This is a genomic window from uncultured Roseibium sp., from assembly GCF_947496995.1.
In the GTDB taxonomy this organism is placed as follows: Bacteria; Pseudomonadota; Alphaproteobacteria; order Rhizobiales; family Stappiaceae; genus Roseibium.
Window position 1 is genome coordinate 23,000 of record NZ_CANMFD010000004.1, and the last position, 23,494, is coordinate 46,493.

Genomic DNA, 23,494 nt, shown 5'->3' on the forward strand with positions numbered 1-23,494 from the left:
CTTCGTCAGCCGAGCCGACGCCTGAAATCCGCTGCGAAAGATGCAAAGCTTGTAAAAGGTTCGGTTCTCGCCCTGTCCATCCGGACATCGGCCGGTGGCTGCTCGGCCAATCGAAGACCCGTCAGACCGAATTCCGTCCGCACCATGTCGCCGAACCAGGCGGCCTGCTGATCCTGCCGGCGCGGATCCAAAGTGCCGCTTTCGACCAGATGGGCGTGATGCCGGGCCGTCAGCACGGTCAGCTCCTGAATGCTCTGTCCGGTTTCGGCTGAAACCTCGCACACCGGAACCTGCCAGCCTCCCGTACCGGCCCCGCTCAGCGAGAGCGCGCCCCTGACATCCGAGGCCGCCCTGCGTGCTAAAACGCCCATATCCGCTTTGGTCACCGCCACCACATCCGGCAGTTCCATGATGCCGGCCTTCATGAATTGCAGGCTGTCACCGGACCCGGGCTGAATGCACAAGATCACCGTATCAACGGCCTGTTTCAAATCGCCTTCCGACTGGCCGATACCGACCGTCTCGACGATAACGCGGTCGCAGACGGCTCTCAGCACGACAATGGCCGCAACCGCATGGTCGGAAAGTCCTCCCAGCCGGTTACGGGCCGCCATGGATCGCACGAAGACGTTGTCATCGGACGGATCGGTCTTCAGCCGGGTGCGGTCGCCGAGCAGTGCGCCTCCCGTCAGGGCCGAAGACGGATCGACGGCAAGGACGCCGACCTTCCTGCCCTCCGATCTATAAACCTTGATGAGAGCATCGCTCAGGCTGGATTTGCCAACGCCGGGCGGTCCCGTCAATCCGACGACCTCGGCACGCACACTGGTACAGATGCGGTCCAGGAAGGCAGCCGTCTCGGCATCTCCGGCATGTGTTTCCAGCCGGGAGAGAACCCTTGCGAGCAGCCGCTTGCCGCCCGCACGCAGGTCTTCCAGCGAAGGGAAAGCCCCGCTCATTCCGTCCTTGCGGCACCGACCGCCTTTTCGCCGCACCGCATCGGTCAGCCCGATCTGGACTTGAGGGCCGATTGCGCGGCAGCCAGACGAGCAATCGGCACCCGGAAGGGCGAGCAGGACACATAGTCAAGTCCGACCTCTTCGCAAAATCCGATCGAGGCGGGATCGCCGCCGTGCTCGCCGCATATGCCAAGCTTGATGTCCGGACGGGTCGAGCGGCCGCGTTCCACACCGATGCGGATAAGCTCGCCCACCCCTTCCTGATCGAGGGACACGAAAGGATCCTGTTCCAGAATGCCCTTCCTTTGATAAGTGCCGAGGAAGGATGCGGCGTCGTCACGCGAGATGCCAAAGGTGGTCTGGGTAAGATCGTTGGTCCCGAAGGAGAAGAACTCAGCGGACTGCGCAATTTCGGCTGCCTTGAGCGCCGCGCGCGGCAATTCGACCATGGTGCCGATCTGATAGGTCAGTTCCGCCCCGGTCTCTTTCTGCACGGCAGCGGCCATCGCCTCGATGCTCTGCCGGACCAGATCCAGTTCCTTCTTCAATCCGACCAGCGGCACCATGATTTCCGGAACGACCGGCGCGCCGGTCACCCGCGCAGCTTCCACGGCGGCCTCGAAGATCGCCCTGGCCTGCATTTCCGCGATCTCAGGATAGGAGACCAGCAGACGACAGCCTCGATGGCCGAGCATCGGATTGAATTCCTCCAGGGCCAAAGCTCGGTCCCGCAGCAGATCCGGATCGGCTCCCATCGCCGCAGCGACTTCGGCAAGCTCATGGTCCGTTTTCGGCAGGAACTCATGCAGCGGCGGATCGAGCAGGCGGATGGTCACCGGCAGGCCATGCATGATCTCGAAGAGCTCGATAAAATCCTGCCGTTGCATCGGCAGCAGCTTGGCAAGCGCCGTCCGCCGTCCTTCTTCTGTCTCCGCGAGGATCATCTCGCGCACGGCAACGGTGCGTTCGCCTGCGAAGAACATATGCTCCGTCCGGCACAGGCCGATCCCCTCGGCACCGAAGTCGCGGGCAACCTTGGCATCCTGCGGTGTTTCCGCATTGGCGCGCACGGTCATGCGCCGAACCTTGTCGGCCCAGCCCATCAGCGTGCCGAAATCGCCCGACAGCTTGGGCTGCAGCATGCTCACCTTGCCGGAGAGAACCTGGCCGTTCGCCCCGTCGATAGTGATGATGTCGCCCTCTTTGAACTGGCGTCCGGCCGCATTCATGACACCGTTGCGGTAATCGATACGCAGCATGCCGGCGCCGGCGACACAGGGCTTGCCCATTCCCCTGGCAACCACCGCCGCGTGGCTGGTCATGCCCCCCCGGCAGGTCAGAATGCCCTCGGCTGCATGCATGCCGTGAATGTCTTCCGGGCTTGTCTCCACCCGCACCAGAATGACTTTCCTGCCTTCGGCCTTCGCGTCTTCCGCGGCCGCCGAGGTAAAGACGATGGCTCCGGAGGCAGCGCCTGGCGATGCCGGCAAGCCGGTCGTCAGCACATCGCGTTCCGCCTTCGGATCGATGGTGGGATGCAGAAGCTGGTCAAGCGCACCCGGCTCGACACGGCCGATCGCTTCTTCTTCGCCAAGCAGACCTTCGGCGACCATGTCGACGGCGATCTTCAGCGCGGCCTTTGCCGTGCGCTTGCCGGCGCGGGTCTGTAGCATCCAGAGCTTGCCTTCCTCGATGGTGAATTCGAGGTCCTGCATGTCCGTGTAATGGGCTTCCAGCCTTGCGCAGTAGGATTGGAATTCAGCGAAGGCTGCGGGCATCAGCGCTTCCAGAGAAGGACTGGACGAACCGGCTTCCAGCCGCGCTTTTTCGGTGATGTCCTGCGGTGTACGTATCCCGGCAACGACATCCTCTCCCTGGGCATTGACCAGAAATTCGCCGTAGAGCGCGTTTTCGCCGGTGGACGGATTGCGCGTGAAGGCAACGCCGGTGGCGGAGTTCGTCCCCATGTTGCCGAACACCATTGCCTGAACGTTGACGGCGGTTCCCCAGCTGCCGGGAATATCGTGCAGCCGCCTGTAAGTGACCGCACGCGGTGTCATCCAGGACCCGAACACCGCTCCCACGGCGCCCCAGAGCTGCTCCTGGGGATCCTGCGGAAACGGCTTTTCCAGTTCCTCTTCCACCAGGGCCTTGAACTTTTCGATCAGACCCAGCCATGCATCGGCGTCGATATCCGTATCGAGCTTCAGCTCGTTGCGCTCCTTGTAGTCCTCGAGGATTTCCTCGAATTCATGATGATCGACCCCGAGCACCACATCGGAATACATCTGGATGAAGCGGCGGTAGCTGTCGTAGGCGAAGCGCCGGTCACCTGACTCTTGCGCCAAAGCTTCGACCGTTCGGTCGTTCAATCCGAGATTGAGCACCGTATCCATCATGCCGGGCATCGAGACGCGGGCACCGGAGCGCACCGAAACCAGAAGCGGGCGCTCCTCGCCGCCGAACGTGCGGCCCGTCGCCGCGCCGATCCTGTCCAGCGCTTCCACAACCTCGGCGACGAGCGTTTCCGGATAGGAATTGTCATGGTCGTAAAACCAGGTGCAGACTTCTGTGGTGATCGTGAAGCCTGGTGGTACGGGCAGGCCGAGGCTGCTCATTTCGGCAAGATTGGCGCCTTTGCCACCCAGAAGGTTGCGCATGTGCGCTGCCCCTTCCGCAGACCCGTTGCCGAAACTGTAGACCCACTTGGCCATGTCAACTCTCCTCGCGCCGCGCAGGGTACGCCCGCGCTTCAGTCAATGTTGCAGGGCACATACCTGCTACGGCAGATCACCGTCATCAAGTCCTTTTAGGCCGAAATCCGCTTCCTCGCACGCCAAGCTTCGAGAATTCTGACGATCGGCAAAATTGAAAGGATTTAAACCCTCAGAAAGTTATCCCGGCTGCCTTGCCGCTCAGCCTTAAAGACGCCATTGTCGAAGGCAATAAGCAACAATCGAACCGGCTCAGCAATCGGAAGTGCGAAGAATGATGACACAAGTGACCGGCGCCGTTGCCAGGATGGACCGCAGGCCTTTCAAACTGAAGCTCCTTGCGCTGGTCAGCGCAATCGCCCTCCTGCCCGCCGCAGCCGGCGCTGAAACCAATGCGCAGGCGGACACCTTCGGCACGCCCCCCGATCTGCCGTTCACTCTGTCGGGCAGCTATCTGTCCGGACGCCTTGCCGGTTTCCAGAAGGACTACGGACAGGCGGCCGCCTTCTATGAGGAATCCCTGGCGGCCGACCCGGCCAACACCATGCTTCTGGAACGCACGTTCCTGCTGAAATTGGCCAATGGCGACGTCGAGCAGGCCGTTGTCTATGCCGATGAAATGGAAAAGAACGGGCTGGAGAATTTCCTGGCCCAGCTCACCGTGGGCGCGCAGCGCATGGTTGAAGGCAGCTACGCGGAAGCGGATGCAGCCCTGGCGAAAAGCAGAAACGGCCCTCTCGCCCAACTGTCCGTCGGCATTTCCCGCGCATGGGCCCTTTACGGCAACGGGCAGATCGACGCAGCGGTCGAGATGATCGACTCGCTCAACGGGCCGGACTGGTTCGAGGTCTTCAAGGCGACTCACAAGTCCCATCTTCTGTTCGCCGCCGGCCGCAATCAGGACGCCCTCGAGGCGATTGAAGGCGCCTACGAGATTGACCAGGGCGCCATTCGCGTCGTGGATGCCTACGCCCGTATTCTGGCCGCCAACGCCCGCCAGAAAGAAGCGCTCGACGTCCTCAACCAGTATGACCAGCAGTTTCGCGGCCATCCCAAGCTCGACCAGACGAGAGCGATTCTCGAAAGCGGTGCCATCATCCCGCCGCTGGTCACCAAGCCGGCCGAAGGCATGGCGGAAATCCTTTACGGCCTGGGTGCGGTGATCGGCCGTGACGGCGGTGAGGAACTGTCGACCTCCTACCTGCAGCTGTCGCTCTATCTGGACCCGAACGCGGAATTCGCGGCGATTGCCCTCGGAGCCGTTTTCGAACGCATGGATCAGCCGGAACGGGCGATAGCTGCCCTGACGAAGGTGCCCGACGACAGCGTTCTGAAACGCGAAGCGGAGATCCAGGTCGGGCTCAATTACAACGCCCTCGACCAGCTCGAGGAGTCCCGTTCGCATTTGCAGAAACTGATCGATCAGGATCCCTCCGATCTGGAAGCGGTCATTGCACTTGGCAATATCCTGCGATCCCACGAGATCTATGACGACGCGGAAGTCATCTACACCAAGGGTCTGGACACGATTTCCGAGCTGGCGCCGCAGCATTGGCTGCTGCTCTATTTCCGCGGCATCAGCCGCGAACGGCTGGACAAATGGGACCTGGCGGAAGCCGATTTCCGCAAGGCGCTTGAACTCAACGAAAACCAGCCGCTGGTCCTCAACTATCTCGGCTATTCGCTGGTCGATCAGGGTCTGAAGCTCGACGAAGCTCTGAACATGATCAAGACCGCTGTCCAGTTGCGGCCATCGGACGGCTACATCGTCGACAGTCTCGGCTGGGTCTACTATCGCCTCGGACGTTACGAGGAAGCGGTCAAGGAACTGGAGCGTGCCATCGAGCTGCGCCCGGCCGACCCGGTCATCAACGACCATCTGGGCGATGCCTATTGGATGGTGGGCCGCCGCAACGAAGCCCGGTTCCAGTGGAACCATGCGCGGGACCTCGGACCGGACGACAAGGATCTTCCCACGATCCTGGACAAGATCGCCAACGGCATGCCGGACACGCCTGTGACGGACGCCGCGAAGGCGGAAAACGACCAGAACGGCGGCTGACCGCGGCCGCTATGTCTCTTTCCCACCCTCCCTCTCCGCGGGTGGAACTTGCCCGTGCCAAGGTCAACCTGGCCCTGCACATTACCGGGCAACGCTCCGATGGCTACCATCTGCTGGAGTCGCTTGTCGTGTTTCCGCAGATCGGGGACCGCATCGCGCTGGAACCTTCGGAAAAGCTGGAGCTTGTTCTGGAAGGTCCCTTCGCGCGCGATCTCGAGGGACCTGACGAGGACAACCTCATCCTGAAGGCTGTCCGGTCCTTCGCGGACAGGGCGAACCTGCCCTGCCCCGACATCCGCCTTACGCTGACTAAACGGCTGCCTGTCTCTTCGGGGATCGGCGGCGGCTCCAGCGACGCGGCAACAACACTGCGTCTTCTTGAGGATTTCACCGAAACCTATCTGCCCGAGGAAGACCTTCACGCCCTGGCGCTGTCGCTCGGCGCCGATGTTCCCGTGTGCCTCATTCCCGAACCCCAGATCATGCGCGGTATCGGCGATGAACTGGCAACCGGGCCGGAACTACCGGCCTGCGGGATGGTTCTGGTCAATCCGAAGGCCGCCGTCTCCACTCCGGATGTCTTCCGATCGATGACCCGGCGCGACAACCCGCCGTTGCCGCCGTTACCCGAAAGCTTCGACACTCTGGCGCAACTCACCGGCTATCTGAAAAGTTGCCGAAACGACATGCAGGATGCGGCCATGCAGCTTTGCGGCGGCATCGGTGACGTGTTGTCGGTGCTTGAGGCAGACAGCCGGATCGATCTCGCCCGCATGTCCGGCTCCGGTGCCACCTGTTTCGGTCTGTGCAAACGGGAACACGCCGCGGAGATCGAGCGCAGCCTCAGAGCCGACCACCCCGAATGGTGGATCGCTTCAGGGCCCTTGTCGTAGCTTCAGGAACACGACAGAACATGCCGTTTCGCGCAGCGAGCATGATCCCGTCTCTGATTTAAATATCAGCGCGTTACAGCAATCAGCTCACACGTGAGATGCAGAAGGCGACAGCGTCCGCAAGAGCGTCGTTATGCGCCCCGTTAGGCAGCGGATCGAGCGCGCGGAGAGCTTTCTCGCCGTAATCGCGGGCACGTTGAACCGTATCGGAGAGGGCGTCGTATTTCCTCAGCAGCTCGATAGCCTGCTCCAGATCGCCGTCCTCGACTTCTTCGCCTTCAAGGCAACGACTCCAGAAGGTCCGCTCACCGTCCGTGCAGCGGGCAATGGCCAGCACGACCGGCAGCGTGATCTTGCCTTCGCGGAAATCATCGCCAACATCCTTGCCGAGATCAGCAGAGGAGCCGCCGTAGTCCAGCGCGTCGTCGACCAGTTGGAAGGCATAGCCGAGCTCCATGCCGTACGTGCGCGCAGCCTGTTTCATCTCATCATTCTGACCGGCGATCACCGGCCCGACTTCCGCCGCTGCCGCGAACAGGGCCGCCGTCTTGGCCTCGATCACGCGCAGATAGTCCTCTTCGCTGGTGGCGATGTTCTTGGCGGCACCGAGCTGCAAGACTTCGCCTTCCGCAATGACTGCGGACGCGGAGGCCAGGATGCGCAGAGCTTCCAGCGAGCCCACATCCACCATCATCTTGAACGCCTGCCCGAGCAGATAATCTCCCACCAGCACGCTTGCCTGGTTGCCCCAGAGCTTGCGGGCTGCCAGCTTGCCGCGGCGCATGTCGCTTTCATCGACGACATCGTCATGAAGCAGCGTTGCCGTGTGCATGAACTCGACGCTGGCCGCCAGCGTGACATGCCCGTCACCCTGGTAGCCGAACATATCCGCGCAGGCGAGCGTCAGCATCGGGCGGAGCCGTTTGCCGCCGGACGAGATCAGGTGTTTGGCGATTTCCGGAATCAGATCGACATTGGATCCCGCCTTGGAGAGGATCAGGTTGTTGACGCTGGTCATGCCCGGGGAAACGAGTTCCACGAGAGATTGAATGCTCGCACGGCGCGGCTGACTGTCAGTATAGGTCGCAACAAAGGCCACTCACGGCACTCCCTGAATGTTTGAGCGGACAATATGGTGCGATTGCGCGCGGGGCAAGACGCCAATCGGCAGACAAGCTGTTGAAATGCCACATTTGACGGGTTTTGCTGGACACCGGTGCCGGACGGTGCTTTTTCGGACCGTATCTTGGTAGGCAGCTAAAACCGGGAATCCAATGGAAGAACTCGTCAGAACAAATGATCCCGTCCTGATTTCGTACCTGGAATCGATTCTGGAGGAGGCCGGCATCAAGCATTTTGTCGCAGACGGCAACATGAGCGTTCTGGAAGGCTCGCTCGGCATCATCCCGCGCCGACTCCTGGTTCATTCCGACCAGATCCAGAAGGCCCGCATGCTGGTGCGCGAAGCCGGCCTGGAGGGCGAGTTGCGGCCGGAAACCGGGCAGGTCTGACACTCATGAACACGCAGCTCGCCGCCAACGACACGGAGACGACACGCGACGCTTTTCTGGGCGGCAGGGTCTATGTGCATCAGCCCAGATACGGGCGTCACCGGGCCGGTCTCGACGCGGTCTACCTTGCGGCCGCGCTGCCGGAGACGACAAGCGGACATGTGGTCGACCTGGGCGCCGGTGTCGGAACCGCCGGCTTTTGCGCCGCCGCCCGTCTGGCGGACATCAGCGTCACCCTGGTCGAGCTCGATCCCACAGCGTTGTCCCTCGCAGGGCGCGGACTGGAAGATCCGCACAACGTGGCCTTTGCCGACCGGGTCACGCTGCTGGAAGCCGATATCATCGCAAAGGGAACCTTCCGCCATGCCGCGGGCCTCAAGCCCTCGATGGCCGACCACGTGATCATGAACCCGCCTTACTATGAGGCCGACAGGTTCCGGGCTTCGCCGAAGGAAGCGCGGGCCGGCGCTCACATGCTCGATGAACGCGGGCTTGAGCCCTGGGTGAAAACGGCGACGGACATTGTCCGCGACGGCGGCAGCCTCACCGTCATTTTCCGGGGAGACGGTCTTCCGGACCTGCTGAACATCCTTCAGGGCCGCTTCGGGGCGATTGACGTCATTCCCCTGCGCCCGCGCCAGGAAGCACCGGCAACCCGCATACTCATCCGTGCCATTCGCGCCAGCAAGGCGCCCATGCGGCTGCTGCCGGGCTTTGTCCTGCACAAAGGTGAAGGGTCCGACTTCACAAGCCAGGCCCAGACCATCATGCGCGACGGCCAAGGCCTCGGACTTTCCCTGCGCCGATAAGGGTCTTTTCAGTGCATCACGATCTCGCCGTCGGCAAAGCGGAAGTCTACCGGAGTGACGAGTTTCTGATGGGCGACGCGCACAGAGTGAATTCTGCCCTCGACTTCTCTTTCCCAGAATTTCAGGAACCGGTTTAGTTCCGGAAATTTCGGAGCGAGATCCTCTGTCTGCCAGAGAAAGCTCTGAAGCAGTTTCGGATGGTCGGGAATCCGATAGAGGATTTCAGCCGTCAGCAGGCCGTAGCCGAGAAGTCGCTTTTCAAAGTCTGAGCTGGTTTTCATGCCGGTCCTTTCTCTGTTGCCAAGAAAGAATGTCACGAAATCAGGATAACCTGACCCGGCTCTCGATCAAATACTGTTTATAACCAGTACTTTGGCAGCAGCTGAACAAAGCTGCTAACAAACCGGCCTGCACGGCATCAACGGGATTGAATGGAAGCCAGATACCCCAGAAAGGCGTCGATGTCATCCGGGGCGAAGGCAAATTCGGGCATGCCGTCGTGACCGGTGACGATGCCCTCGGCCAGCGGCTCCTCAAGGCTTTCCAGCGGATAGAGGTTGGAAAGATCGCGGAACGCCGGTGCTCCTGCCTGCGCACTCTCATCATCCGGCCCTACCGCGTGACAGACCGCGCAGTGGATTTCCGCCAGCTCTCGTCCGGAAGCGAGACTGGCGGCGTCAGTCGGATAGCCTCCGTCCGAAGCAGCGACATGACCGCCGGACATGGACAGGACGACAAGCCCCAGAACCGGTACCCATTTCAACACGAATGTATCCTCTCCTTGAATCCCTCTCTGATTTATAGAGGGTCCGGAACGGGAAAGACATTAGGATGAACACGGGGATGACGCCGTACACACACTGTGGCATGGCTTCATTGCGCATCTGGCTATATATAGTTCGAAGAACACCGATGCACTGGAGGACACATGAGCCCGACCCCGCTACCCGATTCCATCGAAGGCACTCTGAAACTGATGGACGGGGCGGGATATGTCGCGGATCGGTCCCTGGCGACCGTCCTTCATCTTGCCCTGAAAATGAAACGGCCGCTTTTTCTCGAGGGCGAGGCCGGCGTCGGCAAGACGGAAATCGCCAAGGTGCTTGCCACCACCCTCGGCCGCGACCTCATCCGGCTTCAGTGTTATGAAGGCCTTGATGTCGCCTCCGCGGTCTATGAGTGGAATTATCCGGCGCAGATGGTGGAAATCCGCGTCGCCGAAGCGTCCGGCGACCTGGACCATACCGAGCTTTCAAAGTCGATCTTCGACGAGCGCTTCCTGATCAAACGTCCTGTCCTGCAGGCTCTGGAACCGTCCCTTTCAGGTGCACCCGTCTTTCTCATCGACGAGTTGGACCGTGCCGACGAGGCATTCGAAGCCTTTCTGCTGGAAGTGCTCGCGGACAATCAGGTCACAATTCCCGAACTGGGAACCATCCGGGCGGACGAACCTCCGATCGTCATCATCACCACCAACCGCACCCGCGAAATTCACGACGCCCTGAAGCGCCGCTGTCTCTATCACTGGGTCGACTATCCGGATGCGGAGCGGGAACTGGAGATAGTCCGGCGCAAGGTGCCCGGCGCCGCACAGCGGCTTGCAGCTGAAGTTGTCGCCTTCGTTCAGAAACTGCGCGCCGAGGAGGATCTGTTCAAACAGCCGGGTGTCGCCGAAACGCTCGATTGGGCAACAGCGCTTTCCGAACTGAATGAAATCGCGCTCGACCCTGACATGGCCTCCGACACGCTGGGCGTTCTGTTGAAATACCAGGATGACATCGAACGGGTCCGCGGCTCGAAGGTGCGGCAGATGGTCGACGATATCCGCAAGGATACGCCGCACCAGCAGACGATGCCGACGATCTAGATGGCACGCACACCCCTGCCCCTATCGCGCCGAAAGGGAGGCTCCCATTCAGCCTTCGCCTGAAATTCGCTCGCGCATAACGGACAATATCGTCTATTTCGCCCGAACTCTGCGCAAGGCTGGTGTCCCGGTCGGCCCCGCATCCGTGGTCGATGCGGTTTCCGCTGTGGAAGTCTCTGGCATTGAAAACAGGGAAGACCTTTACTGGACGTTGCATGCGGTCTTCGTGCGCAAACACGAACACCGGGTGCTTTTCGACGAGGCTTTCCGGATCTACTGGCAGAGCCGCGGGCTGGTCGAGAAGATGCTGGCGATCCTGTCCCCAGTTGCCCCTGCTCGCACCGCGCCGGAAAAACCCCGGGCCGGTCAGACCCGTGTTTCGCAGGCCTTTGAGGCCAGGCGGGAGCGTATCGCGGAGGAAACCGTTCCAGAAATCGAGGTGGACGCCAAGTTCACCGTGTCCGGCAAGGAACTGCTGCAGACGAAGGATTTCGCGCAGATGACGGCCGACGAGATTGCGACGGCGAAATCCGCGCTGCGCAAGATGGCCCTGCCCGTGGACAGGATCCGGCTGCGCCGTCTCAAGCCCGCCACGAGGGGCCGTGTCGATCCGCGCCGGACGTTGCGCGCCTCCATGCAGGCCGGTGGCGGCATCATCGACCTCAAGTTCCGCAAACCCGGAGAAAAGCGCCCGCCGCTGGTCGCGCTTTGCGACATTTCCGGGTCGATGAGCCAGTATTCCCGCCTGCTGCTGCATTTCCTGCACGGGCTGACCGCCGAGCGGCGGGACGTGCATACGTTCCTGTTCGGCACGCGGCTCACCAATGTCACCCGACAGCTGAGAATGAAGGATCCGGACGAATCCCTGGAAGCCTGTTCTGAAGACGTGAAGGACTGGTCCGGCGGCACGCGGATCGCCTCGGCACTGCACGATTTCAACCTGCACTGGTCACGCCGGGTGCTTTCCGGCCAGCCTACCGTGCTGCTGATTACCGACGGGCTGGAACGCGACACCGACGAGGATCTGGAGCGGGAGATGGACCGTCTGCACCGCTCCTGCCGCCGCCTGATCTGGCTCAATCCCCTGCTTCGCTTCGAAGGGTTCGAAGCCAAGGCCAAGGGCATCCGCGCCATACTGCCTCACGTCGATGAATTCCGCGCCGTCCACTCGCTGGATGCGGTCGCGGACCTTGTCACCGCCCTCTCCGGTGCTCCTCGCACGGCAGACGCCGATCCCCGCAGGTGGCTTTAAGGCTTGTGGGCAAACAGCGTCCTCACGCGGTGATGCGTTCCTGAACAACCTGCTGCCAATGAAACTCGGAAAAAGGAATTGATCCCCGGAGGGTGGTGCATCCTCAGGAGAGGTGATCGCTGCCGCGATAGCTACGGTTCGCACGACTGGCATGGCCCGGCGACTGACCCGTGTTCAGTTGCCTGAGACCCGACTGCTCCTGCTTGCGACTGTCCAGGTAGGTTCCAAGAGCCAGGGCGAGAAAGAGCAATAGCCAGCTCGTTCCGGCGAAGGCGAATTCGAACGATGTCCGGAATGCCGGCGAGACCTCGAACTTGTGCATCAGAACCGCGCCGATGATCATCGGACACAGGTAAAGTGCGAGCACGCTGAACTGAAAGTAGAACGAGGACCGCGCCGTCCGGAAGACAACGTGAAACGGCGCTTGATCTTGCAACCGGTATATCATGTCGAGACAGACAAGGATCATCGCGACCTGGGTAATAAGCGAGAGCTCGTTGCCCCACAGAAGAAATGAACAAGCCATTTCGACCAATCCCAACGAGAGCACCGCCAGAGCGCAGGAAACCGCCAACAGCCTGACCGGCAGCTGGCGTTCCGGAGCCAGCACATATGCGAAACTGCAAATAAGGAACAGCGCTGTTTCCACCGAAAATCGGCCATACAGACCCACCGATTCCAACGCGGCCGTAATGTACCCGTCTGTGAAGGGCGAAATATGGTTCGGGAAGAGAGCCTCAAGGACGCGCAGTCCGGAGAGCGCTATGAAAATCCACGCCAGACCGGCGCAGAGCCAGACGGGGTTCTCCCATTTCGGCCGAAAAAGAATCGCGCATGCCAGAACGAGAAATCCGGCGGCGGTCAGGGGATGTGTCGATGGCAAAGTTCCGGAAAAAGGATCTCCGACGGAAAGAAAGACATTATGTGCAAGGCCGAATATCACCACGAGCAGCAGCGAGCAGCCAATCAGCTGGTGGAACAGGGAACTTTCAAAATCTGACAATTCGAAATCGGTCATGTCCAGCCGGCACCAGTCACCCGGAGATCGGGAACGTTGCATTGCAAACATAAACTATATGAAAACTGACAATACACGCAATAGTTGACTCAAATCTAAAATAGCCTTTTCTTGGCAAGATTTACAAAGAGTAATTCATGCTTGTAAAAATTGCCTAATAACCGAAACCGGACTCAATGGGTGTCAAACGCTCCAATTCAGAAGCAACTCGATCCAATGCGTTTTGCGTTATCTGTAAGTGATTGATCTAAGGCAGTGCGATAACCTGCGTGCTGACGCCCACCCGTTGAAACAGATCCTGAATATCGTGATTGGCCATGCGGATGCAGCCGTAGGAAACGGCACGACCGATTGATCCCGGGCGGTTGGTGCCGTGAATGGCGTAATTGCCATTCGACAGGGTCATCGCGGCAACGCCCATCGGGTTGTTGGGTGCTCCGCCCCGGATCACCGTGGGAAGATGCGGGAAGTCCCGGCGGACTTCCGGAGACGGTGCCCAGTCGGGCTTGATATATTTCGCGGTGATCAGAGCATTGCCTGTCCAGGCTTTTTGCCGTTTGCCGACGGCCACACTGTAGCGGATCGCTCTTTGCCCCCTGAGAACCAGATAGAGTCGTTTCTCGGAGTTCTTGATAACAATCGTGCCGGGCCGAAACCTGGCATCTGCAAACCCGACCACTTCGGCCGCATCTGCCGGCGGTGTCATGCCGCTGAGGATCATGATGATTGCCAGCGGCAAGACGCCACGGAACAAGGACTTCAAATACATGGCTTTTCCCGATCGTTTCCGGGAGAATACAGCCGAGGTCCGTCGGATTGAACGCATCCGCCATGATTTTCTTATCAAAAGGTTAATGCAGCGATAGCCGGCACAGCGCCGCGCCCTATCTGCTGTGACGCGGAGCACTATGCCCAGTGCGGTTCAAAGCGATAATTCCCTTGCAGCTTCGGTCAGGAGAGCGAGATCCCCCCGCCTTCGTCGATTGCATAGCCGAAGATCCAGTTGAAGGACTGAAACATGACCTCTTTTGATACCGCGCCGACCGCTTTCGCCGACCGCTTGAGAGCTTGCTGGAAGTTTCCGGCTCTGGCCCTCGTTCTTCTCTGCGCGTCCGTTCCCGCCCCGGCTCTGGCCGGCCCCATTTCGGGGACCTATGTGCTTTCGCCAGCCCAGATAGACACGGGCTTTTCCGTCCGCGTCCTCGGCCGGGGATCGGTGAACGGACAATTCAACAAGGTTTCAGGCAAAATGGTCCTCGACCAGAACCGGCCGGAAAAAAGCCGCGTGAGCGTGACGATCGACCTCGCAAGCGTTGAGACCGACAACGACAAGGTCACCGGTTTCCTGAAGAGCTCGGCCATGTTCGACGTCGCGAAATATCCGCTTGCCGATTTTCGCAGCACAAGGGTACGCATCACCGGAGCGGACTCCGCCGAGGTCGAAGGCATTCTGACGCTGCGCGGCATGAAGAAACGTACCAAGCTGTCCGTGACCGTCACCGGAACCGGGTCGGACGGACGTGTCGGTTTTGAAGTTACCGGCGGGTTCCTGAGAAGCCTTTACGGCATGGAAATCGGCCTGCCGATCTATGCCGACAAGGTCAATCTGAAGATCTCCGGCACCGGACAGCGCGGATAAAATACTTGCACCACTTTCAAAAATAGCCCGTCCGGTGCGATCCGGAAGGGCTATTTTTGCAGGATCTCGCCGTCCCGCCATTCATGCCAGACAAAGTCCGGCACATTGCTGTCACCGTTTTCATCGAAGGAAACGGTCCCGAGTACGGTCTGGAACGAACCTTCCCGCAGGGCTGCCGTAACCTGGTCTTCATCCGTGCCGCCCGCCGCTTCCGCTGCCTGCGCCCAGGCCTGAATGGCCGCATAGGTTGTCAGGGCATAGCGTTCCGCGGGTTTGCCCGCTTCTTCCAGTACGCTCACAAGATCCCCGGCAGACGGACTGTCGCGCGGGTCCTGCGGATAGCTCACGAGGGTGCCGTTACCCGCCGGTCCTGTCACCGACCAGAATTCTTCCGTCATCAGTGCGTCGCCGGACACCATCACCGCGTCCAGTCCCTGGCGGTTCATTTCAAGCCTGATCAACCCGGCTTCCGGATAATACCCACCCAGATAGACAACGCCGACATCTTCGAGGCCCAGCCGGGAGACAAGCGCACTGTAATCCTGGCCACCGGAATCGAACCCGTAGAACATGCTCTCCGACTTGCCCAGGCTGTTCATCTCGGCCCTGACCGCATCGGCGAGGCTTTTCCCGTAAGCGGTCTTGTCGTGGAGGATAGCGACACGCGCGTCAGCGAATTCCTCCGCCAGAAGACGCCCGGCAAGCCTGCCCTGCCGGTCATCCCTTGGAGCCAGCCGGAAGATGCCGCCACCCGGACGCTGATCGGTATAGGCCGGCAGCGTGGTCGCCGGAGAGATCTGCACGATCCCCGCCCCGGAATAAACCTCGCTTGCCGCGATCGATCCGCTGAAACAGAAATGCCCCGCGACGAACCTGACCCCCTTGCCGATCATCTGGTTGGCAACTGCGGTTGCCGTTTCTCCGTCACAGGCGTCATCCGCGACTTCGAGAACAAGCGGCTCGCCATTCACACCGCCGGCTGCATTGATGTCTGCGACCGCCTGTTCGGCGCCGGCCAGCATCTGTGCGCCGAATGCAGCGAACTGGCCCTTCATCGGCCCCGCGACGGCAATTGGAATATCGGCGAGGGCCGGCCCGCTGAGGAGACCGCAAACCAGAAAGGCAATGCTGGCGGCAAGCTGCCGGTTTTTCATCATTCTCCCGGAAATCCTTTTTTCAAGTCCATTACACCTAACCTGAGCGCATACCGAGCTCAATCCGGCTTGTTCAATTAGTGTTCCCCCGTTCGAATATATATTCCCGGACCTTGCCGACCGGGCCGCGACGATTGCACCTTTGATCCGGGAGCCATAAACTTCCGCCGTGCCCGGGGCCTTGCCCGATTCCATCGCCGCTGTCCCATGGAGCAGACAGAATGCCCCCATCCTCATCAGATCCGGCAGATCAGACCAGGCTGCCGCTCGACATGAAGATTTTCCGGGAAGCGATGAGCCGCATTGCCGCTGCCGTCCATGTGGTGACCACCGATGGGCCGGCTGGACGGATGGGAGCAACCGTTTCCGCCGCATGTTCGGTAAGTGACGATCCGCCAAGCATCCTTATCTGTCTCAACCGACAAACGCGCATTCATGGCGCGGTGCTGGAAAACCGCTGTTTCTGCCTCAACACACTCAGCGACGATCATGAAGCCATTTCCGATGCCTTTGCCGGGCGCGAAAACCTTGACATGCCGGACCGCTTCGCCAAGGGAGACTGGACACCGCTGGCGACGGGCTGCCCGGCACTGGACAGTGCGCGTCTCAGCGTTGATTGCGATGTCTATGCGGTCACCGAGATGGGCACGCACTCAATTGTCATCGGCACGGTTGCGGATTTGCGCATGACGGATCCGGGCAAATCCCTGCTCTATGTCCGAAGAGGCTACAAAAGCCTCGACACATAGCCGGCGGACGATCACACTCTTCGTTCTGCTACGCGAATTCTGGGAAAGACCTCTTATGGCCGGCTTGCGCAATCTGATTACCGATGTTCCCGGCCTGAAAATCGGCAACGCGTCCGACCAGGAGCTGAAATCCGGCGCGACCGTTCTTGTTCCCGACGAGCCTGCTGTGACCTCCGTCGCCATTCACGGCGGTGCACCGGGCACGCGCGAAATCGCGCTTCTGGAGCCGGAACAGACCGTGGAAAAGATCGATGCCATCGTGCTGGCGGGCGGGTCGGCCTTTGGTCTTGATGCCGGCGCCGGGGTCCAGGGGCGCCTAGCGGAACTGGGCTACGGCTTCGAAATCGGTCCGTTTCGGGTTCCGATCGTTCCCACAGCCATCCTGTTCGATCTCCTCAACGGTGGCGACAAGAGCTGGGGACAGGCCGCGCCTTACCGCGATCTCGGGCGCGCCGCACTGGATGCGATCGGCCATGATTTCCCCCTTGGCTCGATCGGTGCGGGCACCGGAGCGACAACGGCAAACCTCAAGGGCGGCCTCGGGTCCGCATCGATGGTTCTGGAAAACGGCGTTACCGTAGGGGCAATCGTCGCCGTGAATGCCTTGGGCCGTGCAACGGTCGGCGACGGCGCACACTTCTGGGCCGCCCCTTTCGAGATCGGCGATGAATTCGGCGGCCTCGGCATGGTTCACCCCCTCCCGCAGGACGCAACTCTGGTCAGAACCAAGCTGGACGGGCTGAAAGCCGGCGCCAACACGACCATAGCCGCCGTCGCCACCGACGCGATCCTGACGAAGAGCGAAGCCAAGCGCCTCGCCGTCATGGCTCATGACGGCCTCGCCCGGGCCTTGTGGCCCGCGCATACGCCGCTAGACGGAGATCTGGTGTTCGCCATGTCTACCGGTCACCGTAAGATGGAAAACGGCCTGGAGGACATGGTGCAGCTCGGCGCAGGGGCAGCCTCCTGCCTCGCCCGCGCCATTGCCAGAGGCATCTATCATGCAACCCCGGCCACCGGAGATCCCGTTCCCACGTGGCAGCAGCGCTTCGGTTCGTAAGCGCTGCCTCTCTTGGAACCGGCGTCATGTAAGCAGCGACAGCAGGCTAATGCCGCGACCATGGAGACAGTCGGGCGCTTTGGAATTCATGCGACCCTGCGACCGAGACCCCCTGCCCGCACGAGCATTTTCGCCCGCTGCTGCTCCTGCGATCCCCTGATCGGCGAAAACAGGTGATAGCCCTTTGGCTTCAGTCCGCAGAAGCCGAGGATCTGTTTTTCGATCTGCTTCCTGACGCCTGCCCCGTAGATCCAGCGGAAGTACCAGCCGGGCGTGTCCGAGGTTACCAGCACTTCGGCAGTGCGCCCCTTGAGCAGTTTTTCCGGAATGGGCTTTCCGGCAACATACCGGAACGCCTTGCCCGGCAGCAGAACCCTGTCGAAAACACCCTTCAGCTTTGCCGGCAGCCCGCCCCACCACAGCGGATGGGAAACGACGAAATGCTCGCACCAGACAATATCGTCCCACAACGCCTGGAGATCGGCTTCCAGCGACGGCGCATCCTTGAAGCTGGAGACGCCGAAATCCGGATTGAAGTCCAACGCGGAAAGATGCCGCAAGCGCACCTCATGTCCGCTCGATTCGGCATTGCTGGCATATTCCTGTGCAAGCGCACCGCAAAATGTGCGGCTGGCCGGATGTCCGTCGAGGATCAGTATTCGTGTCATTTCAAGTCCGATTCTGGCAAAGGGTAAAAATTGACCGTGGTCATTTTTTGACATCTTCCTGTCCGTAGGTCAAGATATTTCCTGACCACGGTCATTTTTTTGGAGAGTGCATGACACGCAAGCCGCAGCAACGCAGCATTGCCACCCGGGCCCGCGTGCTGCAGGCAGCCAGGGATCTGAGCCGGAAACACGGTCTGGAACTCGTCACGGCCGATGCCGTCGCGCAGGAAGCCGGCGTCGCGAAAGGAACCGTATTTTCCCATTTCGGCGACATGGACGGGCTGCTGTCCTATGTGCTTCTGGACAGGCTCAACGCGCTGCGCGGTCCTTCACAGGACGAAGGGGATCCCGCAGAAGACCTGTCGGATCCTGTCGGCACGCTTATGAGGCGGATGATGTCTCTTATTGCCGTGATCACCGACAACCCGACGATCCTGCGCTTGTTCCTCGACAATATCGGCGTCACGAAGCCGCATTGCGCCTCGGAATTCGTCGAAACGCTCGATGCGCTTGACGCGGATCTCGCGGCTTTCCTTCAGATCTGGCAGGACACGGCGGCCATCAAGCCGGCCTTGCGGCACGACCGGTCACCGACGGAAATGGTCGACGGTCTGGTGGCCTTCATGGTGCATGGCGCGATCCTGCTGAAAAGTCACCAGCTTACCGACCGTGGGGAACTGGAAGCCAGGCTCCGCCGTCATGTGGAAGCCTATCTGCTGGTCGCGTGAGGACAGCCGGATCTTCAAGACGGGGTGGCCGTCACCGTGCGTCGGGCACTTCCCCGGGCCAGGCGACGACATGGAATTCGTATTCTTCCAGGGCCAAACCGTCCTCCGGCACGGATTTGCCGCGCACGGAAATGCCTGCCTGGTGCACGGTTTCGGCATCTTTCGACACCAGCGGATGCCACCAGTAGAGATCCTGCCCTTCGCGAACGAGACGATAGGCGCAGGTGGGCGGCAGCCAGGTAAGCGTGCGCACCTCTTCCGGTGTAAGGCGAATGCAATCGGGGACGGTCGCCGCCCGGTGTTCGTAGTCCTTGCAGCGGCAGCTGTCGCCATCCAGCAGGGTGCAGGCGACATCGGTCCAGACGATTTCACCCGTGTCCCAGTCTTCCAGCTTGTTGAGACAGCAACGGGCGCAGCCGTCGCACAGCGATTCCCACTCCGGGCCGCTCATCTCCTCCAGCGTCTTGGTTTTCCAGAACGGGAGATGTTCCTCGATATCTGCCGGTTTCATTTTATCCGCGCCTGTCAGAGCAATCTGCCGTTTTTTCCGGTCCCGCCAGGGCGTCCGGATATCGGACATCCTGAGCGCGTTTCAGACAATACGCAGCATTCAGGTCATCCGGGATCTCCCGGTGCGCCTAGCATGCCTGTCCACCTCCGGCAAGCGCAGCCCGGCCGCAAGCCGCGTTTGCGCAAGCAATACCGGCGGAAACCGGTATTCATGGAGGCGCGTAAACGCACAACACTAAGGACAGCCATACGAGACCGGTTTCCACGCGGACAAAAAACCGGTAATTTGAGGTGATCCATTTTGATCCGGAGAACCCGTTCGCGTGGCCGACGAACAGCATTCAAACGACATGGACGGCAATGAGCCGCCGCGCAAGCGCCACCGTATTCGCCGGTTCTTTCTCGGCCTTGACGCGTTTGTCGATACCGCTCTGTGGAAGAGCGGCGCCGCCATACGGCGGACTTTCGAAGGCTATGACGCCTTCTTGCGCCGTTTCCGGGCAAAAGGCATCTGGCGGGCCCTGGCGGAGCTTTCCTCCGACGCTCTCACCTACGGTCTTGCGGGCTTCATCGTCGTTCTGGCCTTTGCCCAGCCGGCCTTCGAGGCCACACGCTACGCCGACTGGAAAACCACCGACGACTTCGCCGTCACTTTCCTGGACAGATTCGGCAAGGAAATCGGGCGACGGGGCATCGTGCTCAACGACAGTGTGCCACTGGAGGAAATTCCGGATTCTCTCGTGAAGGCAACGCTGGCCACCGAAGACCGCCGGTTCTTCATCCACTTCGGCATCGATTTTGTCGGCACTTTCCGGGCGATGGTTGAAAATGCCCGCGCGGGCGGCGTCGTCCAGGGCGGCTCCACCCTCACCCAGCAGCTTGCCAAGAACCTCTTCCTGAGCAACGAGCGCAGCCTGATCCGCAAGATCAAGGAAGCCTATCTGGCCCTGTGGCTGGAGGCGAACCTGTCCAAGCAGGAAATCCTGAAACTCTATCTGGACAGGGCCTATATGGGCGGCGGGGTGTTCGGGGTGACCGCTGCGGCTGAATTCTATTTCAACAAGAACGTCCGCGAACTGACCCTTGCCGAAAGCGCCATGCTTGCCGGGCTCTACAAGGCACCGACCAAATATGCCCCGCATATCAACCTGCCCGCCGCCCGCGCCCGCGCCAACGAGGTGCTGACCAACATGGTGCAGGCCGGTTTCCTGACCGAGGGCCAGGTTATCGGCGCCCGCCGCAATCCTGCCGTCGCGGTGGATCGCTCGCAGGACCAGCTGCCGGAATATTTCCTCGACTGGGCGCTGGAGGAGGTCAAAAAACTCGCCCGCCGCAATCCCGCCCTCGCCCGCGACCGCATCGTCACTGTGCGCACGACGCTTGACCCCGCACTGCAGCGCAACGCCGACCTGGCGGTCGAAACCGTCCTGAGGGAAAATGGCAAGCTGCGCGACGCCAACGAAGCGGCGCTGGTGTCGATGCTTCCCGATGGCGCCGTTGTCGCCATGGTGGGCGGCAGCTCCTACGGCGAAAGCCAATTCAACCGCGCGGTCAATGCCCTGCGCCAGCCGGGCTCCTCCTTCAAGCCATTCGTCTATATCACCGCGTTCATGAACGGTTACGGGCCGGAAAGCATCGTCCCCGACCGGCCGGTCTATATCGGCAACTGGACACCGCGCAACTACGGCAGAAGCTACCGCGGCCCCGTCACCCTGAGAACGGCGCTCACCAAGTCGATCAACACGATCCCGGTTCGCCTTTCCCTGGATTTCGGCCGCGAAAAGATCATCGAGACCGCCTATGCCATGGGCATCACCCACGAACTGGAAAACGGCATTTCACTTCCCATCGGCTCCTCCGAAGTGACCGTGATCGACATGGCTTCCTCCTATTCGGTTTTTGCAAATGGCGGCTTGAAGGCCTCCGCCTACGCAATCATGGAAGTCACGAACAGCGCCGGCGAAGTGCTCTACCGCCGGGATCAGGACGAACCGCCCCCCGCAAGGGTTCTGCCGGAAGACAAGGTGCATCAGATCAATGACATCCTGGTCAATGTGGTGGAGGCCGGCACCGGCCGGCGTGCCCGCATCGATGGTGTGGTGGCGGCCGGAAAGACAGGCACCACCAATGCATACAGGGATGCCTGGTTCGTCGGATATACCGGCAATTTCACCACCGCCGTCTGGTACGGCAATGACGATTTCACCTCGACCCGGCGCGTGACCGGCGGCAGCCTGCCCGCCATGACCTGGCAGAAATACATGGAATTTGCCCATAGCGGCATCGAACTGGCCGCCATGCCCGGCGTCGATGCGGAAAACCTGCCGAGGCTGGCACGTGCGAGCCCGGCCAAACCGGCAGCGCAGGACGCCGAAACCCCGCAGCCGCGCGTCCTGAAGCGGCGCACGCAGGACCTGCTGCTGCGCATCGGCAAGGATCTCCGCCTGCTGCTGGAACAGTCCAACGCCAGCGTAATTCCCTCAACGGCATCCGCCCCGACCAGCGTCGCGGCAGCGCAATGAGTGAGACGTCCCTGCGGCCGCGCGTCACCAGCGGCGAAACCAACTGGTACGAGAACGAACTGCCCAGGGTCATTCGGCCCAATCGCAGCCATCCCGTGCGCACCCTGACGGCAATCTCCCTGGTTCTGGTCCTGGCCTCACTTCTGGGGATCAGTTCCGCCTATCTGGTCATTGAGCGCGAGCAGCCGCTCAATGCGGTCACGATCGGGCCATGGCAGGCCTATCCGAAGGCGGGCACGACCGAGGCGGACCCCTATTCGGTGGCCATCTATACGCGCGGTGCGGTCATTCCGCTTGCAAGCGGTGAAGGGCTGGCCCTGGTCGCGCGCGTGGACAGCAACGAACATCTCCTCGACCCGACCTGCGTTTACCGGATCGCCGGGCAGACCCCGTCCGCACGCCTGTGGACCCTGACCGCCGTCAACGGCAGAGGCGATCTTGTTGAAACCCTGCCCGGCCAGGTGCATGTGGTCAGCCAGAACCTGCTGCGCGCCGGGGACGGCACCTTTGAGATCACCGCGGCGGCGGCCCCCCACTCCGGCAACTGGCTGCCGCTGGCCGCCGGAGCCAACGCCAGCGACGGTCTGCGTTTCGTTCTGCGGCTCTACGATGCGCCTGTCACCACGGGCGCGGCTCTGGACGGCGTCAGCATGCCGGTGATCGAAAGGACGGGCTGCCCGTGACGCTTTCCCCCCGCTTCACCCTGACGGTCGGAATTCTGGCGACGCTGTGCCTCGCGGCCGTCATCCATATTCTTGTGGTGCTCAGCATCCCGCGCAACGTGCAGCACAGCGCCTATGACAATATCGCCACCTACGGGATCGACCGGCAGTTCAATCTTCTGCCCGACGTCAAACCCGGCCAGGAAGCCCTTCCCGACCTCGACCCGGCGATGAAACATGCCGCCTGCCGGTTCCAGCTCGCCGACGGACCCGTCCTTTTCGACGCCAGCATTCCCGTGTCCTTCTGGTCCATCGGCCTGTTCAACGCGGCCGGTGAGGCCGTCTACAGCCTCAACAACCGCACAGCCGGCGCCGAACGCCTCTCCATGCTGGTTCTGACCACCCCGCAGCTCTCCATCCTGCGCGAGAACCCGCCGGAAAATCTTGAGGACCTTATTGTCATAGAAACCCCGGAACCAATCAGCGGCTTTGCGCTTCTGAGGGCGTATGTTCCGCACAGCTCGAAAGCGGACGAGATCGACCGGGCTCTGAGGGCTGCCCGTTGCGGGACAATCTGAAGCCCTTCCATTGCGCGCAGCGCTTTTTGAACAACGCGAAATCCGGGCTGCGGAAAAGATCGCAACCCAAGCGTCGCCTGCCTGAAGCAGGACAGGATCAGGATGCCATCAAACTGGAATTGGTGAAAACGTGCAGGGT

At 61.1% G+C, this 23,494-nt stretch carries 23 protein-coding genes; 13 read left to right on the forward strand and 10 right to left on the reverse strand.

The window, feature by feature from the left end:
- Positions 1–5: 5 nt before the first annotated feature.
- A complete protein-coding gene (locus Q1B40_RS16105) occupies positions 6–959 on the reverse strand; it encodes a methylmalonyl Co-A mutase-associated GTPase MeaB (RefSeq protein WP_299816604.1) in 954 nt (317 codons plus the stop codon).
- A gap of 44 nt (positions 960–1,003) precedes the next feature.
- Positions 1,004–3,673: a pyruvate, phosphate dikinase gene (gene ppdK, locus Q1B40_RS16110; RefSeq protein ID WP_299816607.1), complete on the reverse strand. Its 2,670-nt coding sequence runs from the start codon at positions 3,671–3,673 to the stop codon at positions 1,004–1,006.
- Between the two features lie 274 nt (positions 3,674–3,947).
- Here ppdK and Q1B40_RS16115 point away from each other — a divergent pair, with 274 nt between their 5' ends.
- On the forward strand, positions 3,948–5,735 hold the full coding sequence (locus tag Q1B40_RS16115; RefSeq protein WP_299816609.1) for a tetratricopeptide repeat protein: 1,788 nt from the start codon (positions 3,948–3,950) through the stop codon (positions 5,733–5,735).
- Between the two features lie 11 nt (positions 5,736–5,746).
- Positions 5,747–6,628, forward strand: coding sequence for a 4-(cytidine 5'-diphospho)-2-C-methyl-D-erythritol kinase (locus tag Q1B40_RS16120; protein ID WP_299816610.1), 882 nt, complete (start codon positions 5,747–5,749; stop codon positions 6,626–6,628).
- Between the two features lie 82 nt (positions 6,629–6,710).
- Here Q1B40_RS16120 and Q1B40_RS16125 read toward each other — a convergent pair whose 3' ends face one another.
- Positions 6,711–7,646 carry a polyprenyl synthetase family protein gene (locus Q1B40_RS16125; protein ID WP_299817721.1) on the reverse strand — a complete coding sequence of 312 codons (936 nt, stop codon included), beginning with the start codon at positions 7,644–7,646 and terminating at the stop codon, positions 6,711–6,713.
- 256 nt (positions 7,647–7,902) lie between these two features.
- Here Q1B40_RS16125 and Q1B40_RS16130 point away from each other — a divergent pair, with 256 nt between their 5' ends.
- Complete coding sequence (locus Q1B40_RS16130) at positions 7,903–8,139, forward strand: DUF2007 domain-containing protein (protein ID WP_299816612.1); 237 nt, start codon at positions 7,903–7,905, stop codon at positions 8,137–8,139.
- Between the two features lie 5 nt (positions 8,140–8,144).
- On the forward strand, positions 8,145–8,948 hold the full coding sequence (locus Q1B40_RS16135; RefSeq protein WP_299816614.1) for a methyltransferase: 804 nt from the start codon (positions 8,145–8,147) through the stop codon (positions 8,946–8,948).
- An 8-nt stretch (positions 8,949–8,956) separates the two neighbouring features.
- Here Q1B40_RS16135 and Q1B40_RS16140 read toward each other — a convergent pair whose 3' ends face one another.
- A complete protein-coding gene (locus Q1B40_RS16140) occupies positions 8,957–9,229 on the reverse strand; it encodes an usg protein (RefSeq protein ID WP_299816616.1) in 273 nt (90 codons plus the stop codon).
- Positions 9,230–9,366: 137 nt separating this feature from the next.
- Positions 9,367–9,714, reverse strand: coding sequence for a cytochrome c (locus Q1B40_RS16145; RefSeq protein WP_299816618.1), 348 nt, complete (start codon positions 9,712–9,714; stop codon positions 9,367–9,369).
- 162 nt (positions 9,715–9,876) lie between these two features.
- On the opposite strand from Q1B40_RS16145, the gene Q1B40_RS16150 reads away from it, so the two are divergent.
- Both Q1B40_RS16150 and Q1B40_RS16155 read left to right on the forward strand, forming a co-directional pair.
- Positions 9,877–10,815 carry a MoxR family ATPase gene (locus tag Q1B40_RS16150; RefSeq protein WP_299816620.1) on the forward strand — a complete coding sequence of 313 codons (939 nt, stop codon included), beginning with the start codon at positions 9,877–9,879 and terminating at the stop codon, positions 10,813–10,815.
- A 46-nt stretch (positions 10,816–10,861) separates the two neighbouring features.
- Positions 10,862–12,067 carry a VWA domain-containing protein gene (locus tag Q1B40_RS16155; protein WP_299817724.1) on the forward strand — a complete coding sequence of 402 codons (1,206 nt, stop codon included), beginning with the start codon at positions 10,862–10,864 and terminating at the stop codon, positions 12,065–12,067.
- A gap of 103 nt (positions 12,068–12,170) precedes the next feature.
- Here Q1B40_RS16155 and Q1B40_RS16160 read toward each other — a convergent pair whose 3' ends face one another.
- Positions 12,171–13,085 carry a hypothetical protein gene (locus tag Q1B40_RS16160; RefSeq protein WP_299816622.1) on the reverse strand — a complete coding sequence of 305 codons (915 nt, stop codon included), beginning with the start codon at positions 13,083–13,085 and terminating at the stop codon, positions 12,171–12,173.
- Positions 13,086–13,332: 247 nt separating this feature from the next.
- Entirely contained in the window at positions 13,333–13,806 is a 474-nt protein-coding gene (locus Q1B40_RS16165; protein WP_299817727.1) for a L,D-transpeptidase, read from the reverse strand.
- Between the two features lie 297 nt (positions 13,807–14,103).
- Here Q1B40_RS16165 and Q1B40_RS16170 point away from each other — a divergent pair, with 297 nt between their 5' ends.
- Positions 14,104–14,724, forward strand: coding sequence for a YceI family protein (locus Q1B40_RS16170; protein WP_299816624.1), 621 nt, complete (start codon positions 14,104–14,106; stop codon positions 14,722–14,724).
- 50 nt (positions 14,725–14,774) lie between these two features.
- On the opposite strand, the gene Q1B40_RS16175 is transcribed toward Q1B40_RS16170, so the two are convergent.
- A complete protein-coding gene (locus Q1B40_RS16175; protein ID WP_367279138.1) occupies positions 14,775–15,881 on the reverse strand; it encodes a branched-chain amino acid ABC transporter substrate-binding protein in 1,107 nt (368 codons plus the stop codon).
- A gap of 218 nt (positions 15,882–16,099) precedes the next feature.
- On the opposite strand from Q1B40_RS16175, the gene Q1B40_RS16180 reads away from it, so the two are divergent.
- Together Q1B40_RS16180 and Q1B40_RS16185 are read left to right on the forward strand one after the other, a co-directional pair.
- Positions 16,100–16,627 carry a flavin reductase gene (locus tag Q1B40_RS16180; RefSeq protein WP_299816626.1) on the forward strand — a complete coding sequence of 176 codons (528 nt, stop codon included), beginning with the start codon at positions 16,100–16,102 and terminating at the stop codon, positions 16,625–16,627.
- Between the two features lie 55 nt (positions 16,628–16,682).
- On the forward strand, positions 16,683–17,687 hold the full coding sequence (locus Q1B40_RS16185) for a P1 family peptidase (protein ID WP_299816628.1): 1,005 nt from the start codon (positions 16,683–16,685) through the stop codon (positions 17,685–17,687).
- Positions 17,688–17,773: 86 nt separating this feature from the next.
- On the opposite strand, the gene Q1B40_RS16190 is transcribed toward Q1B40_RS16185, so the two are convergent.
- A complete protein-coding gene (locus tag Q1B40_RS16190) occupies positions 17,774–18,355 on the reverse strand; it encodes an NAD(P)H-dependent oxidoreductase (protein ID WP_299816630.1) in 582 nt (193 codons plus the stop codon).
- 110 nt (positions 18,356–18,465) lie between these two features.
- Between Q1B40_RS16190 and Q1B40_RS16195 the strand changes: the two genes are divergently transcribed.
- On the forward strand, positions 18,466–19,083 hold the full coding sequence (locus tag Q1B40_RS16195) for a TetR/AcrR family transcriptional regulator (RefSeq protein ID WP_299816632.1): 618 nt from the start codon (positions 18,466–18,468) through the stop codon (positions 19,081–19,083).
- A 31-nt stretch (positions 19,084–19,114) separates the two neighbouring features.
- Here Q1B40_RS16195 and Q1B40_RS16200 read toward each other — a convergent pair whose 3' ends face one another.
- On the reverse strand, positions 19,115–19,594 hold the full coding sequence (locus Q1B40_RS16200; protein WP_299816634.1) for a YcgN family cysteine cluster protein: 480 nt from the start codon (positions 19,592–19,594) through the stop codon (positions 19,115–19,117).
- Positions 19,595–19,916: 322 nt separating this feature from the next.
- Here Q1B40_RS16200 and Q1B40_RS16205 point away from each other — a divergent pair, with 322 nt between their 5' ends.
- The 3 genes from Q1B40_RS16205 to Q1B40_RS16215 are packed head-to-tail and all read left to right on the forward strand — an operon-like array spanning position 19,917 to position 23,355.
- A complete protein-coding gene (locus tag Q1B40_RS16205) occupies positions 19,917–22,115 on the forward strand; it encodes a transglycosylase domain-containing protein (protein ID WP_299816636.1) in 2,199 nt (732 codons plus the stop codon).
- A complete protein-coding gene (locus Q1B40_RS16210; protein WP_299816638.1) occupies positions 22,112–22,798 on the forward strand; it encodes a DUF1214 domain-containing protein in 687 nt (228 codons plus the stop codon). Before Q1B40_RS16205 ends, Q1B40_RS16210 begins: the two co-directional genes overlap by 4 nt.
- Complete coding sequence (locus tag Q1B40_RS16215) at positions 22,795–23,355, forward strand: hypothetical protein (RefSeq protein ID WP_299816640.1); 561 nt, start codon at positions 22,795–22,797, stop codon at positions 23,353–23,355. Before Q1B40_RS16210 ends, Q1B40_RS16215 begins: the two co-directional genes overlap by 4 nt.
- The last annotated feature ends 139 nt before the right edge of the window (positions 23,356–23,494 follow it).